The sequence below is a fragment of the Frankia sp. Hr75.2 genome (assembly GCF_949319125.1).
Taxonomy (GTDB): domain Bacteria; phylum Actinomycetota; class Actinomycetes; order Frankiales; family Frankiaceae; genus Parafrankia; species Parafrankia soli.
The window spans coordinates 1-14,221 of record NZ_CASGGV010000288.1; the positions used below are offsets into that span (position 1 = coordinate 1).

General features: G+C 72.1%; 16 protein-coding genes and 1 tRNA gene. 12 read left to right on the forward strand and 5 right to left on the reverse strand.

Annotation, left to right across the window (positions count from 1 at the left end; genetic code table 11):
- Both AC559T_RS20185 and AC559T_RS20190 read left to right on the forward strand, forming a co-directional pair.
- The coding region (locus AC559T_RS20185; RefSeq protein WP_498869730.1) for a VOC family protein at positions 1-517 on the forward strand (517 nt) is incomplete at its 5' end.
- A 258-nt stretch (positions 518-775) separates the two neighbouring features.
- Positions 776-1,738 (forward strand): PucR family transcriptional regulator, encoded by a 963-nt coding sequence (locus AC559T_RS20190; protein WP_498869731.1) that lies wholly within the window; start codon positions 776-778, stop codon positions 1,736-1,738.
- Here AC559T_RS20190 and pgm read toward each other — a convergent pair.
- Complete coding sequence (gene pgm, locus AC559T_RS20195) at positions 1,675-3,327, reverse strand: phosphoglucomutase (alpha-D-glucose-1,6-bisphosphate-dependent) (protein ID WP_498869732.1); 1,653 nt, start codon at positions 3,325-3,327, stop codon at positions 1,675-1,677. The two genes, AC559T_RS20190 and pgm, sit on opposite strands and share 64 nt — an antisense overlap.
- A gap of 207 nt (positions 3,328-3,534) precedes the next feature.
- Between pgm and AC559T_RS20200 the strand changes: the two genes are divergently transcribed.
- The gene (locus AC559T_RS20200) at positions 3,535-4,119 is read left to right on the forward strand and encodes a winged helix-turn-helix transcriptional regulator (protein WP_498869733.1); all 585 of its coding nucleotides are present in this window, start codon (positions 3,535-3,537) and stop codon (positions 4,117-4,119) included.
- On the opposite strand, the gene AC559T_RS20205 is transcribed toward AC559T_RS20200, so the two are convergent.
- A complete protein-coding gene (locus AC559T_RS20205; protein ID WP_112106414.1) occupies positions 4,080-4,916 on the reverse strand; it encodes an SDR family oxidoreductase in 837 nt (278 codons plus the stop codon). The two genes, AC559T_RS20200 and AC559T_RS20205, sit on opposite strands and share 40 nt — an antisense overlap.
- 209 nt (positions 4,917-5,125) lie before the next feature.
- Here AC559T_RS20205 and nadD point away from each other — a divergent pair, with 209 nt between their 5' ends.
- The 4 genes from nadD (at position 5,126) to AC559T_RS20225 (ending at position 7,261) form a co-directional block, all read left to right on the forward strand.
- Positions 5,126-5,743, forward strand: coding sequence for a nicotinate-nucleotide adenylyltransferase (gene nadD, locus AC559T_RS20210; RefSeq protein WP_020462717.1), 618 nt, complete (start codon positions 5,126-5,128; stop codon positions 5,741-5,743).
- 210 nt (positions 5,744-5,953) lie between these two features.
- A complete protein-coding gene (gene rsfS / locus AC559T_RS20215) occupies positions 5,954-6,388 on the forward strand; it encodes a ribosome silencing factor (protein ID WP_071061538.1) in 435 nt (144 codons plus the stop codon).
- A complete protein-coding gene (locus AC559T_RS20220; protein ID WP_112106413.1) occupies positions 6,385-7,134 on the forward strand; it encodes a histidine phosphatase family protein in 750 nt (249 codons plus the stop codon). Before rsfS ends, AC559T_RS20220 begins: the two co-directional genes overlap by 4 nt.
- Positions 7,135-7,187: 53 nt before the next feature.
- Positions 7,188-7,261: transfer RNA gene (locus AC559T_RS20225), tRNA-Ala, on the forward strand.
- A gap of 143 nt (positions 7,262-7,404) precedes the next feature.
- Here the strand turns inward: AC559T_RS20225 and AC559T_RS20230 are convergent.
- The 3 genes from AC559T_RS20230 to AC559T_RS20240 all read right to left on the reverse strand — a co-directional run bounded on the left by AC559T_RS20230 (position 7,405) and on the right by AC559T_RS20240 (position 8,652).
- Positions 7,405-7,815, reverse strand: coding sequence for a hypothetical protein (locus AC559T_RS20230; protein ID WP_071061544.1), 411 nt, complete (start codon positions 7,813-7,815; stop codon positions 7,405-7,407).
- A gap of 29 nt (positions 7,816-7,844) precedes the next feature.
- Positions 7,845-8,105, reverse strand: coding sequence for a hypothetical protein (locus AC559T_RS20235; protein WP_498869734.1), 261 nt, complete (start codon positions 8,103-8,105; stop codon positions 7,845-7,847).
- Between the two features lie 292 nt (positions 8,106-8,397).
- The gene (locus AC559T_RS20240; protein ID WP_498869735.1) at positions 8,398-8,652 is read right to left on the reverse strand and encodes an ATP-binding cassette domain-containing protein; all 255 of its coding nucleotides are present in this window, start codon (positions 8,650-8,652) and stop codon (positions 8,398-8,400) included.
- A 61-nt stretch (positions 8,653-8,713) separates the two neighbouring features.
- On the opposite strand from AC559T_RS20240, the gene AC559T_RS20245 reads away from it, so the two are divergent.
- The 5 genes from AC559T_RS20245 to AC559T_RS20265 all read left to right on the forward strand — a co-directional run bounded on the left by AC559T_RS20245 (position 8,714) and on the right by AC559T_RS20265 (position 14,215).
- A complete protein-coding gene (locus tag AC559T_RS20245) occupies positions 8,714-9,046 on the forward strand; it encodes a hypothetical protein (protein WP_498869736.1) in 333 nt (110 codons plus the stop codon).
- The gene (locus tag AC559T_RS20250) at positions 9,046-9,309 is read left to right on the forward strand and encodes a hypothetical protein (RefSeq protein WP_498869737.1); all 264 of its coding nucleotides are present in this window, start codon (positions 9,046-9,048) and stop codon (positions 9,307-9,309) included. Before AC559T_RS20245 ends, AC559T_RS20250 begins: the two co-directional genes overlap by 1 nt.
- A gap of 285 nt (positions 9,310-9,594) precedes the next feature.
- On the forward strand, positions 9,595-9,948 hold the full coding sequence (locus AC559T_RS20255; RefSeq protein ID WP_498869738.1) for a hypothetical protein: 354 nt from the start codon (positions 9,595-9,597) through the stop codon (positions 9,946-9,948).
- An 18-nt stretch (positions 9,949-9,966) separates the two neighbouring features.
- Positions 9,967-10,848 (forward strand): vanadium-dependent haloperoxidase, encoded by an 882-nt coding sequence (locus AC559T_RS20260; RefSeq protein ID WP_498869739.1) that lies wholly within the window; start codon positions 9,967-9,969, stop codon positions 10,846-10,848.
- A gap of 1,045 nt (positions 10,849-11,893) precedes the next feature.
- Positions 11,894-14,215, forward strand: coding sequence for a vWA domain-containing protein (locus AC559T_RS20265; RefSeq protein WP_498869740.1), 2,322 nt, complete (start codon positions 11,894-11,896; stop codon positions 14,213-14,215).
- The last annotated feature ends 6 nt before the right edge of the window (positions 14,216-14,221 follow it).

Genomic DNA, 14,221 nt, shown 5'->3' on the forward strand with positions numbered 1-14,221 from the left:
GGGCGGCCGCCCCCCCCCGGCCGCGGACGGGAGCGCCGGGATGCCCGAGGCAGGTGAGGAATCCGGATCGGGGCTGACCAGCGCCCGCTGGACGCACGTCGCCCTGCCCTCCAGCGACCTCGACGCCTCGATCGCCTTCTACACGTCGATGACCCCGCTGGTCGTCGTGGCGGTCCGCGAGGACGCCGCCGGCCGTAGCGCCTGGCTCTCCAACGAGGGCCAGTGGCGGACGCCGTTCGTCCTGGTGCTGGTGGACTTCGTCCGGGAGCGCGGCGCCCGGCATCCGATCATGACGCCGTTCGCGCACCTCGGGATCGAGGTCCCGCGCCGGGCCGACGTGGACGACGCGGCGGCGCGGGCCCGGGCCGCCGGCTGCCTGCACTGGGAGCCGCAGGACCTGCCGGACCCGGTCGGCTACGTGTGCGCGCTGACGGACCCCGACGGCAACGTGATCGAGATCAGCCACGGCCAGCGGGTCTTCTCGACGGTGCGTGACCTGTGGGGGCCGCGCGGCTGACCGTCCGGCGCCGCGCCTTGACGTGGCCTCGTCCGGTGATCGCGGTGCGTGACGGGGAGCGGGGCCGGTCCGGTGGGGTGGGGGAGCGGAATCATCCGGGCTGCCCGCTCGATAACCTGCATATGAGACCCATAAGGGTCTATTCGGGGCGCTCGACGCGGGCAGCCGGTGATCGCCTGGTTGTGGGGGATTCGTCACCGCGCGTCGAGAGCCGCCATCGCGGGGATCCTGCGGACCCCCGAAAGGACGTGACGCCAGGTGACACCTCCGAGTCCGGCCGTTCACGACGTGCCGGCGATCGGTGGCCTCGGGATGACCGACGTCGCCCGGCAGACCGTCGCTCGGCAGACCGTCGCTCGGCAGGCCGGTGCCGGCGGGGCCCAGCCGGCCGCTGAGCCGCCCTGGCCGGCGTGCTCCGGTGTGGATCTCACCCGTCCCCATGCCGCCGTGGTGCTGCACTACGACGGCGCCCGCCGCGACGCGTGGGGCGCCGCCCTGGCCGCGCTCGACGTCCCGGTGCGCCGGGACGGGGCGTTCGGCGAGCTCGGGTGGGCGGTCCTGGCAGGTGACGCCGCCGACGTCGGCCGGGAGCTGGCCGCGGTGCGATCCCGCCTGGCCGCTGCCGTCGGATCGGACCGGCCGGTGCTCGCCGCCGCCGGGCGGGTGGTCGTCGGCGACGGCCGGGACACCTCCGAGACGGCATCGTCGCTCGCCGAGGCACGGGCCGTGCTCGCGCTGCTGCGCCATCGCGGCGACGGCGTGCAGCTCCTGCACTCGGACACCGGGCTGGCCGGGCTGCTGCTGGCCGTCCCGCGGGCGCGGCTGGAGTCGTTCGCCCGGGCCGAGCTCGGGCCGCTGCTGGACCGGCCCGAGCTGCTGGCCACGCTCGCCGCCTGGCTGGAGACGAACGGCAGCCGGGCCGCGGTCGCCGCGCGCATCCACATGCACCGCAACTCGGTCGGCTACCGGATGGACCGGGTCCGCGAGCTCCTGGGCCTGCACGGGGATCCGCCGGAGCGGATGTGGCGGTTGCACGCCGCCGTCGTCGCCCGCGAGCTGGTGGCGGCGCTTCCGGCCGGTGACGCCTTCCCGACCGGGGACCTTCCCGACGGCCGGGCTGGCCTGGCCGGGGCGGTCGGGGTGGTCGGGGTGGCCGGCTACCCGCGGGCCAGCGCGGCGTCCACGAGGACCTGCGCCTCGGCGAGCACCGAGGCCAGGTGATCCGGGCCGGCGAAGCTCTCGGCGTAGATCTTGTAGACGTCCTCGGTGCCGGACGGGCGCGCGGCGAACCACGCGTCGGCCGTCGCCACCTTCACACCGCCGATCGGGGCGCCGTTGCCCGGCGCGGCCGACAGGGCCGCGGTGACCGCGCCCCCGGCGAGCGTCGTCGCGCCCAGGGCCTCGGGCGTCAGCGCGGAGAGGATCTTCTTCTGCGCCGGGGTGGCGGGGGCGTCCACGCGCCGGTAGGCGGGGGAGCCGAACCGCCCGGTCAGCTCGGTGTAGAGAACACCGGGGTCACGGCCGGTCGTCGCGGTCATCTCGGCGGCCAGCAGGCAGGCGATGATGCCGTCCTTGTCCGTCGTCCACACCCGGCCGTCGCGGCGCAGGAACGACGCGCCGGCGCTCTCCTCGCCGCCGAAACCGAGCGAGCCGTCGAGCAGGCCGTCGACGAACCACTTGAAGCCGACCGGCACCTCGACCAGCCCGCGTCCGAGATCGGCGGCGACTCGGTCGATCATGCCGGAGCTGACCAGCGTCTTGCCGACCGCGGCGCCCGCCGGCCAGCCCGGCCGGTGCGCGAACAGGTAGGAGATCGCCGTCGAGAGGTAGTGGTTCGGGTTGAGCAGGCCGGCGCCGGGGGTGACGATCCCGTGCCGGTCGGCGTCCGCGTCGTTCGCCAGCGCGACGTCGAACGACCCGGCCAGCCGCAGCAGCGACGCCATCGCGAACGGTGACGACGGGTCCATCCGGATTCGGCCGTCCCAGTCCAGCGTCATGAAGCCGAACGTCGGGTCGACCGCGGTGTTCACCACCTCGATGTCGAGCTTGTGCCGCTCGGCGATCTCCTGCCAGTACAGGACGCTCGCTCCGCCGAGCGGATCGACGCCGATGCGGACCCCGGCCGAGCGGATGGCGTCGAGGTCGACGACGTTCGGCAGGTCCGCCACGTAGGCGCTGACGAAGTCGTGCACGGTCGCCGCCGCCAGCGCCTGGGTGTGCGGGACCCGGGCGACCCCGGTGAGACCCGCCTCGAGCAGCGCGTTCGCCCGGTTCTGGATCGCGCTCGTGGCCGCGGTGTCGGCGGGACCGCCGTGCGACGGGTTGTACTTGAAGCCGCCGTCGGCCGGCGGGTTGTGCGACGGCGTCACGACGATGCCGTCGGCGAGCCCCCCGGGCCCGCCGGCGCCCCCGTGCCCGCTGTGGGCGAGGATCGCGTGCGAGATCACCGGTGTCGGGGTGGCCTCACCGGCCGGCGCGACGCGGACGTCCACCCCGTTCGCGACCAGGACCTCGAGGGCGCTCGCCAGCGCCGGCGCGGACAGCGCGTGCGTGTCGACGCCGATGAACAGCGGACCGCTGACCCCGGCGGCCGCCCGGTGCTCGCAGATCGCCTGTGCGGTGGCCAGGATGTGGTCTTCGTTGAACGACGCCCGCAGTGCGCTGCCGCGGTGGCCGGACGTCCCGAACGCCACCCGCTGGGCCGGGTCGGCGGGGTCGGGACGCACGTCGTGGTAGGCGGCGAGCAGCGCCCGCGGGTCGATGAGCTCGTCGGGAGCGGCGGGCTGACCCGCGCGCGGGCTGTTCGGCATGGGCGGGCTCCATATGGGCGGGCTCGATCGGATCGTTCGGCATCGGATCGTTCGGCTCCCCGGCCAGCCTAGTGCCGCGCGCCGCGACGTTCGCCCCGTCGCCCCTGTCACTCGTTGTGGCTCTGGCCGTCGGCCCCAGGCGGGGAGGGGGAGGGGGAAGGGCCGTGGCCTGGCCAGCGGGCGGGATGGCGACGTATCGTGATCGGCGTGCCAAGGTCGGCGGCCCCGCCGGACGGGGCGAGATGCTCCATCGCCCGCAGCCTCGAGGTGCTGGGTGAGCGGTGGACTCTGCTGGTCGTCCGCGAGGCGTTCCGCGGGCGCACCCGCTTCGCCGAGTTCCGCGACGCGCTGGGCATAGCGACGGACGTCCTGACCGTCCGCCTGCGCACGCTGGTCGAGGCCGGGGTGCTCGAACGCCAGGCCTACCGCGAGCCCGGGTCACGCGAGCGGTACAGCTACCACCTCACCCCGGCCGGCCACGACCTGCGCCTCGTGCTCGGGTCGCTGCAGCAGTGGGGCGACGCGCACCGGCCCTCCGGCCACGGTCCGGCCACGGTGTACCGCTCCGCGGTGGGCGGCGAGCCGGTGCGGGTGGCCTTCGTCGACGGCGCCGGGGCGGAGATCGACGTCCGCGACGTCGTCTCCACCCCCGGGCCGGGCTGGCCCCGCATCGAGGCCGGCCCGGAGGCGGCCCAGCCGGCCGTGAGTGTGCCGGAGGGCCGTCCGCCGGTGGACGCGGTGGGCGGGGCTGGTCAGCCCGTCAGCGTGGCCACGGGCTCGCGCGAGGAGTAGAGCTCGGCGAGCGCCGGATAGAGGTCGGTGAGCCCACCCGACAGCGCCGCCCGGATGTGAATGCTCGTGTCGTCCGCGAGGACCTCGGCGGCTCCGGCCTCGACGCCGTCCAGCGCGAGCGCCGCGATGGTGGCCGGGTCCGACTTCGGCGCCTGGACGGCGCGGGTCATGTCGGTGTCCATGTAGCCGACGTGCAGCGCCGTCACGGCGACGCCCTGGTCGGCCAGCTCCAGCCGCTGGGAGTTCGTCAGCGACCAGGCGGCGCTCTTCGCCGCGCAGTAGCCCCCGCTCGTCGGCGCCGCCAACCACGACAGGGCCGACAGGACGTTGAGCACCGCCCCACCGGACGCGCCCGCGTGCCCCGTGGCTCCCGCACCGCCGGCGCCGGCCCCGTTCCCGTTCGCGTTGCCGTCACCCGCCGCGCCGGCGCCGGTGCGGTGCCGCGCGAGCTGCGGGGCGAAGGCGCGGACCGTGCGCAGCGGCCCGAAGAAGTGGGTCTCCAGCTCCAGGCGGATGTCGTCGACGTCCCCGGTGAGCACCGACGCGCCGGTCGAGCTGCCGGCGTTGTTGATCAGGATGTCGACGTCGCCGGTCGCCTCGGCCGCCGCGGCCACCTGGGCCGGGTCGTTGACATCCAGCCGGATCGGTACGGCGCCCGGGGTCTGGACCGACTGTGGGTCGCGCGCGGCCGCGTAGACCTTCGCGGCACCCCGGGCCAGCAGCTCCTCGACAAACGCCCGCCCCAGTCCCCGGTTCGCCCCGGTCACCAGGACGACTGATCCCTTGATCCTCGCCATCGCCCGCGCTCCGTCCCTCGTCGCCCGCCATGCCCCGGCCGGGCCATGCCCCGCCTGTGCCGGGACGTCGCCGATGTCCGGCCGTCCCTGCGGATCACCGTAGGGTTCTGAGTTGGAAACTGCAACTCAGCTGGGGAGTGACGCAGGACATCCCGCCGTGAGCGCTCTGGACGAGGCGCCACGACTTTGCGCGGAGTTAGTGTCCCCACGTGCGACTGGGCGTGATGGGCGGGACGTTCGATCCCGTCCACAACGGGCACCTGGTCGCGGCCAGCGAGGTCGCGGCGCTCTTCGACCTGGACGAGGTCGTCTTCGTGCCGAGCGGGCGGCCGTGGCAGAAGGTCGACCGCGAGGTCTCCGCCGCCGAGGACCGCTACCTGATGACCTTCCTGGCGACGGCCGAGAACCCGCGGTTCACCGTCAGCCGCATCGACATCGAGCGCAGCGGCCCGACGTACACCATCGACACGCTGCGGCACCTGCGCGGGCAGCGGCCGGGTGACGAGCTGTTCTTCATCACCGGCGCCGACGCCCTCGCCCAGATCTTCACCTGGCGGGACCACACCGAGCTCTTCGGGCTGGCGCACTTCATCGGAGTGACCCGGCCGGGCTACCACCTGCGTCGCCACGCCAGCCTGCCCGACGAGTCGGTCAGCCTCCTCGAGGTGCCGGCGCTCGCGATCTCCTCCTCGGACATCCGCCAGCGGGTCGCCCGGGCCGCCCCCATCTGGTACCTGACCCCGGACGGCGTCGTCCGCTACATCGCCAAACGCGGGCTGTACGACCCGCGGTCGGCCGTCGGCCCGCCCCCCGTCGACCCCGGGTGACCCGAGCCCGGGGACCCGGCGCCGGGGAACATTCGACCCGATCGCGGGACGGATGTTCGCCGGCACTCCCGTGGGTGTGTCACGCTTGATACGGCCGTCCGACAGCGGGCGGCCGGCGCTCCCGCCGGGGTGCTCCGATCGGGCGGTGTCAACGCCCGGCCGAGTGCCCCGCCAGGGCGCGCACCTAACCCGCTTTGGAGACCGACCAGCGTGACCGCTTCACCGCGAGCCACCGAGCTCGCCCTCGCCGCCGCCCAGGCCGCCGCCGACAAGATCGCCCAGGACATTCTGATCCTCGACGTGAGCGAGCGGCTGACGATCACCGACTGCTTCGTCATCGCGTCGGCCGAGAACGAGCGGCAGGTCAAGGCCGCCGTCGACGAGATCGAGGAGAAGCTGCGGGCGCTGGGGGCGAAGCCGTTGCGCCGCGAGGGCGAGCGCGAGGGCCGGTGGGTCCTGCTCGACTTCGCCGACATCGTCGTGCACGTGCTGCGCGCCGAGGAACGGGTCTACTACAGCCTCGAACGGCTGTGGAAGGACTGCCCGGTCATCCCGTTCGTGGACGCCACCGTCGGCGCCGGGGTGGCCACCGCGGCCACGGGTGGCGTGGCGGGCGCGGGCGGCGGTACGGCAGAGCCGCGGTGAGGCTGCTGCTCTGGAGGCACGGGCGGACGTCCTGGAACGACGCGGGGCGGTTCCAGGGCCACGCTGATCCGTCCCTGGACTCGACCGGCCAGCGGCAGGCCGAGCTGGTGGGCCCGTTCATCAGGGCTCTCAACCCTGAGCTCGTGGTCTCCTCGGACCTGCGCCGCTGCCGGGAGACCGCGGCGCGGATCGGCCTGCCCGTCCGCGCCGACGCGCGGCTGCGCGAGATCGACCTGGGGGCGTGGTCCGGGCTCACCGGCGCCGAGGCCGCCGCCCGCTTCCCCGCGGAGGACGCCGCCTGGCGCCGCGGCGAGGACGTCCGCCGCGGCGGCGGCGAGACGTACGAGGAGGTCGGCGCACGGGCCGGCGCCGTCTTCGACGACATCGTCGCCGAGGGTCTGCCGGTCACCGCCGGCGGCCTCGTCGTCTTCGTGTTGCACGGGGGGACGGCCCGGTCGCTCCTCGGGCGTGTCCTCGGCGTGCCCGTCCAGAACTGGTGGGTGTTCGGCCCGCTGGGCAACTGCCGCTGGTCGATGCTGCGGCGCGAGCCGGGCGGATTTCGGCTGGTGGAGCACAACACCGGACCCCTCGCCACAGTCGCCGCGGCGCCTGATAAGGTCGTCAGCGTCGGACCGGGGAGCACAGCTTCCCACCCACCAGCCGAGGCGATCCTGCCGACGCAGGAGGCCCCGACGGCAAGCGACACGGAACCTGTACACTCGCAGACGCAACCAGCAAGCGGTTGAGACAGCAAGTACCGGTTGCGGTCGAGTAAGATATAAATAGTACGTCGTAATATGGGGCTGTGGCGCAGTCTGGTAGCGCATCACACTGGCAGTGTGAGGGTCAGGGGTTCGAATCCCCTCAGCTCCACAATAGTAGGTATGTTCGAACCCCTGTCGGAAGTCTGACGGGGGTTCGCTTCTTTTTCGGGCAGTCTGCCGTAGCGGGTCGCTGACAGCGTCGAGGACGCGAACCATCGCCGCCAGCGCTGACCCGTGCGTCAGACAGGCGAGTCAGTCGCAGAGCCGCTTCCATGTGGTGGCGCCGGGCCGCAGTGCGAAGGCCACGCGATGCCCGGCGTCGTCCGTGAAGACGACTTCTGTATCGCTGGCCGGTGTCAGCGTTCCCGGCTGGACCGGGTTGCCCCAACCGGCCGGCGGGTTGCCGTTACCGTCGTGTAGCGGCGGGACGAGTTCGTAGTAGCGGTCCTGGTAACGCGCCTCCGTGATACCGCAGTGCGTGGAGAGTTTGTAAGCGACCGCAGGCCCCGGCCGCTCGTTGCTGACCAGACCCTCGCCGCGGCGCGGTTCGCCTCCGGCGGCGGGCTCCGAGGATGAGGACCCGCAGCCGCCGAGTAGTGCGGTCAGGCAGGCAAAGGCGACCGCGCTGGCCGCGCGCGTCCGTGTCGGGACGAGGGCATACATCGTTCTCCGTCGGCGTCGAAAGTAGAGTGTCAGCAGGTCGAGATGCCGTCCCTGCCCGCCGTCACGTCCAATCTGAAGTGACGGATCCCTGGTCCTGGTGGGTCGTTCCCATCCTCACCGGAGTCGTCCGGAAACCATATGGTCAGAAAAACGGTGCTGCCTTCGGTGGACTTGGAGTAGCATCGGCTTGATCCAATGTGCATAGTTTCGCCGGGATCGACCGGGCGATTGTCGACGTGCTCCAGCTTCCAGCCGGCCGCGGGCACGGTGCGATGGTAGAACTCCATCACTCCATCGGTCGTACCCGCCGGCCGGTATGTGCGCCCCGCATATGTTGCGCCGGAGCTTTCGCTGCAGCCAAATCCCTGTTCTTGGACCGTTGCGCCAGCAGGATGCAGGTCGAGTACGGCGAGGTTGTTCAACCTTGCGGCAAGTTCGTTGTCCCGGTCCGTGCATCCCGCCTCCGGCCATGAGACGGGCAACGCTGAGCAGCCAGCAGTTGAGAGGGCTCCCATCAGCATCCAAAAAATGATCTTGTTTGGCGCGTTCGAAGGGACTCCTCGTGTCACCACGAACATAATCTTAGTTTTCTGCCGGGTCGAGCGTGGCCGTCGCCTCGTCGAGCAGGACGATCAGGGCCCGCTTGAGCGGCGCCCGGGTGATCGACACCCGCTGGTGCTCGCCACCGGACAGGCGTGCACCCGCCTCCCCGACACGGGTGCAGGCCAGCGGCCCGGGCGCGGACGTCGCGTGGCCCGGGTGTGTCGCCCAGCGGCGGGCTCGGGCCGGTGCCGGGGCGGCCTTCCCGGAAGAATGCAACCCGCGAATGGTGGACACCTTACGGACACCTGCTCAATGGTGGGGCGGGTGAAGGTCGGTGCCATATAGTGACCACAGGATGAACAGCTATTCTGTCAACACCGTTTCGGCCCGCGGCAGCAGGAGTTCTGGTTGCCGGGCAGCCCTGGACGAGGCACACGGCGTTCTCGGCTTCGACTCGCCGAAATGCGCCTGTGTCGAAGAGTCGGAGCATTCGGCGCGCGTGGCGCTTGCCATACGCGACCTCGATGGCCAGGGCGTCCTGCGGCTCGCGCTGCGTGCCATTGCCGATCGGGTCACCCCAGAAGGGCAACCCGTGCCTGAGACGTCGTCTATCACCGCCCTTTCCGGTGCCGTGGGTGCCGGTATCGGCGGCATTACCCCCGGAATCCCCGGAACGGGGCCGGCCTGATGCCCGAGCACACCCTTTCGGTCACCCTCACCGCCCCCACGAGCGACAGTCTCGACGCGCTTGTCACCGCGGTCGACGTCGCGCTGATCGCCGCGGGCTGGGCCGTCGGGGGGAGCGCCGTGAAGGTCGCGTGCGAGTGCACCTGGCCCCGTGACAACAACCTGGCCGAGCCCGGCCGCCTGGGCCTGTTCGGCACCGTGGTCTACGTCGTCGCGGCCCTCATCGTGGCCCTGGGCATCCTGCGCGGGTCCGGGGTTTTGTGAGGGCCGGCCGCGCCCGCCCGCCGGCCACCGGGCGGGCGCGGCCGGCGACCAGGCAGAACATCGTTTTGTGCGGCAATTCCGGACGCACCTGACGGTGCGGTGCCATGATGACCCGAATAGCTGCCGGACCACCGTCGACTTCCTCGTCGTTCGGTCGGTGCGGGGCACGCGCGCGACGAGGCGTGTCTCATCACGGCGGACTCGCGCCAATGCGGCAGTCGGTTTGGTTGACTGCCAGCAAGGGGGTCAGTCATGGCACGTTGGGTGCGCGCCCGCCGTGGAGTCGTGTGTACGGCCGTTGTCGGTGTCCTCGCCGCGGCGTTACCGGTCGCGGCCGGGCTCCCGGCCGCGCGGGCGGCCGGTGAGAACACATCCACCAATGCCGTCATCATCTGGGACCGTAATGCGCAGACCGCGATCTGGGACGTCGCCGGCCAGCAGCCGCAGGTCCAGGCACGCAGCTTCGCGATGGTGCACGGAGCCGTTTATGACGCGGTGAACGCCATCGCCGGGCGGCCTTACCAGCCCTATCTCCTCGCCCCGCGGGCCAGCGGGCGCGAGTCGACGGACGCCGCCGTCGCGACCGCCGCCTTCCAGGTACTCAGCTCCCTGTTCCCGGCCCAGCGGCCGCGGCTGTAGACGCAGTACGACGAGTGGATGGCGAACCTTCCCGATGACGCGGCGAAGCGGAGCGGGACCGCCGTGGGTGGCCAGACCGCCGCAGCGATGATCAGTGCTCGGCAGAACGACGGGGCCTTCGGTAATCCGACCTGGCCGGTGGGCACCCAGCCCGGCCAGTGGCGGCCGACCCCGCCGACCTTCGCCTCCGACACGGCCTGGGTGGCGAACCTCAGGCCGTTCCTGATCCCGAGCGCGTCGATGTTCCGTTCGGCCGGGCCGCCGGCGCTGACCTCCGAGCGCTACGCCCGGGACCTGAACGAGGTCAAAACGATCGGCGCCGTCAACAGTACGACCAGGACGCTCGACCAGACCCAGGCGGCGATCTGGTGGCACGACCGACACCTGGGTGAATGGGAGATCAAGCGCCAGCTCGCCACGGGCCGCCGTCTGAGCACCCTGCAGACGGCCCGCATGTTCGCGATGGTCGACCTCACCGAGGCCGACGCGACGATCGCCTGCTTCAACGAGAAGGCGGCCTGGACGTCCTGGCGGCCGGTCACCGCGATCCAGCTGGCCGACACCGACGGCAACCCGGCAACCACCGCCGACCCGACCTGGGCACCGTTGCTCGTCACCCCGCCACACCCCGACTTCACGTCCGGGCACACCTGCTTCACGACGGCGAGCATGTCGACGCTGGCGTTCTTCTTCGGCCGGGACGACATCCCGTTCAGTGCGTACAGTGCTGATTCGGGTACCACACGCTACTTCCGTGGTTTCTCCCATGCCATCGCCGAGGTGATCGAGGCTCGCGTCTGGGGTGGCATCCACACTCGGTCGGCCGACACCGAGGGCGCGAAGATCGGCGCCAAGGTGACTGCCTACGCGACCAGGAACTATTTCCGCCCGCGGCGTTGACCGGCCCGCACGGCGCGGCAAGCGGTACCCGGCGCCGGGTTACCCGGTGGTTGCGGCGGTGCCCTTTGCGGCCCCTGAGCAGGCAATATGTGGTCGCGGTCGCAACCTGAACCCGATCGGCCGGACCGCTTTGCCGTCGCATGCCGATCCGGAAATACGCGGGGGGGGGGGGTGCCATGGCGCCCCCCCGCTCCTGAACACCGCCATTTCTCGGCATTCCTCAACGCGGCCACATTGGTGGCCGCGTGGTGGCGACACAGGGCGGAGGAGTCGCGCGGGCCGGCCCCCTGGTGACGCTCCGGTCACATTGCGATGGCCGCGACAAGAGTGGGCGCCGCCCGGTGTACCGTCGATGCTCCGTGGAGTTTCTTGTTCCTGTGGAGTTGTCGGTGTTGGATGGTGAGGTATTGACTGGTGATAACTTCGCGGTCCGGTTCCACGGACATGTTCCGCTCAACTGGAGACCTGCTCGTGTGGTGGCCCGTTACGCTGCTCCGCGACAGCTTCGGCCTACTCCGCCGGCAGGTGGGGGGTGGTCGGGTGGCGGTGTCGGTCGGGGGCTCCGCGGCGGCCCGTCCCGCTGGCAGCAAGTGGACATCGTGACGACGGGCGGCCATCGGCCGCGGGTCGTGGCTGCCGCGCGGTGGGCGCGGCCGTCGTGACGGATGGCGCCGGGTGGCGTTTCACACCGCACGCACCAGCGGCTTCCCGCGTCTCGAAAACAACGGTCAGCATGGGTATTGTGCCGCGAAAGGCGTGCGGTCCGCGGTGGCCTGAGGTGTTGCTGCCGTCGCCGGCCGGATAGTCAGTCTGAACGTGGCTTGGGGGGAGTCGTGTCAGCATGGGTTCGGGATCGTTCGGGGGCCGTCCACGGCCACGTTCTGCCTTGTCCCGCCGGTCGCGCGTAGCGGCGGTATTCGCCGGTCTCCTGGTGGTGGCCGGCCTACTGGCGACCGGTATCGCAGGTCCCGCGGCCGCCGCGGCGGGGCGGCCGCCGGCCGGCGCCGGTTCGGCCGCGTCCGTCGGTCCGGCTGCCATGCGTGCCGTGATCCTCGTAGACGAGTCCGGCAGCCTGGACGACGACGCGGTGCGGCGTGAGAAAGAAGCCGCCCAGCTGCTCGCGTTCAGTTCGCTGACCCCCGATTCGGAAATTGCGGTGGTGGGTTTCGGCAGCTCGAACGGCGAAGCCGGGCAGCATGCGGTCGAGGTTTACTGCCCGCTGACGAAGGCGGAGCCTGCGAAACAGCAGTTCTTCGTCGACTGCATCGACCGCCTGCACCGCCGTGAGCCGTCCGAGGGCGCCGACACCGACCACGCCGCGGCCATGACCCAGGCGCTGAGCATCCTCGGGCGGGCGCAGGAGGGCCGGCCCTCCTTCATCTTCCTGCTCACCGACGGCCGGCTCGACGTGGCGAACAGCCCGCAGTACGGCCAGCCGGGGGCACGCAACACCGAGGCGCAGCGCCGGGTCGACAGCCAGGTCGCGGCCGCCCGGAGCAACGGCGTCCAGATCTGGCCACTCGGCTTCGGTGACGCCGACCAGGCCGCGCTTGACCGGTTCGCCGCCGGCGGTGCCCAGCAGACCTGCAACAACCTGCCAGACAACCAGCCGAAGGCGCGGGTGGTGACCTCGCCGGACGTCGTGGCGCGCTCGCTGTTCGAGGCGATCGGCAGCGCCAGCTGCGCCCAGACCACCGAGTTCGACACCGGCAAGCTCTCGCCCGGGTCGCCGGTCGAGCTGACCGTCTCCATTCCGGAGATCAGCACCGACGGGGTCATCGCCGTCATCAAGGGCGACTCGCGGGTGGAGGTCAGCTACGTCGACCCCAACGGGAAGGAGGTCGGCGACACCAGGGAGTTCGACGGCTCGATCTTCACCCGGAGCACCGCCAACGGCACGGTCGAGTCGCTGCGGGTGCAGAACCCCAGGCCGGGCACCTGGAAGATCCGGCTCACGGCCCCGGCCGACGTGCCGCCCGGCCAGATCGTCGGCGCCGCCGCGATGTGGCAGGGCGTGCTCCAGGCAGTGGTCGGTCTCAACCCGCCCGTGCCGCAGCCCGGGCAGCAGGCCGTCGTCAGCGTCCAGTTGCAGACCCGCGACGGCGCGATCGACGACCCCGACACCCTGGACGGCATCCAGTTCGGCGTGCGGATGTCCGGCGACAGCATCGAACAGCAGACCGTGCGGCTGACCAACGACGGCCGCGAGGGCGACGCCGTGGCCGGCGACGCCGAGTACAGCGGGCACATCACCGTCCCGCCGGACGCCAAGGGCGCGCTGACCTTCGTCGGCACGATCGACGGGCCGGGTGTCGTCGGCGCGTCCACCGTCTACACGACGGTGGTGGCGGCCCAGGCCAGCCCGATCACCGCGTCGCTGCAGCTCGGCCGCGGCCACGTGGCGCCCGGCGGCAGCCTGACCGGCTCGGTCGTGGTGGACAACACCGACGGGCAGGCCCGCACCCTCTCGCTCCAGCTGCGCAATCTCAGCAACGGGGCGCGCGCGACGATCGACCCGGCGACGATCGCCAGCCAGCAGCGCGGCCGCGGCGAGCACCGGCTCACCGTCACCTTCGGCGAGGACACCGCGCTGGGCGCCACCAGCGGGACGGTGATCCTGGTCGACGCCGCCAACCCGTCCACCGTGCTCGCGTGGTCCCGCCTCAACGCGGACGTCGGCCGTCCCGCGTCGTTGCTGGAGCGGTTCTGGTGGCTGTGGGTGCTGGCCCTGGCGGTGGTGCTCGCGCTGCTGCTGCTCGCCGCCTGGCTGCGCCAGACCGACCGCAGGGTTCGCGACGTCAGTGACGTCACCGTGTACCTGAGCCGCGGCGGTCAGCCGATGGGGCACCTGCAGGCCCGGTCGGACACCGGTAGCCGATTCCCGTTCGTGGTGCTCGACGCGACCGGCGTCGCCCCGCATCTCGACCATTCGTACGGAGGCGGCGGTGGGTACGCGGTGACCCGCAACCGGCACCGGGTCCTGCAGCTGAGGACCGCGGACGGGACGACGCGCGACATCTCGGCGGGGATGCCGGTGGAGATCGAGGCCGGCCTCGCGCTGACCGTGACCGCCGCCGTGCGGGACGACCAGCCCTTCTCGACCGTCCCGGGCAGCGACGACCTGTACGAGCGGGCCGGTGATCACCGCGGGAGCGCTGACTCGTGGGCCGGCCACGGCGCGGGCCGCGCCTCCGCGCCCGCCGGCTCGTATGACCCGGTGTCGGGGGCCGACCAGTCCGAGGTGACGACCTGGATCCCCGGCGGCCCGTCGCAGCGCCCCGCACCGAGCGGCTTCAACCCACCCGCGAGCCCGGAGCCGCCGCCCGGCGGTGGCCGCTCGCCCCGTAACGACGACCTGTTCGACTGATCCGGA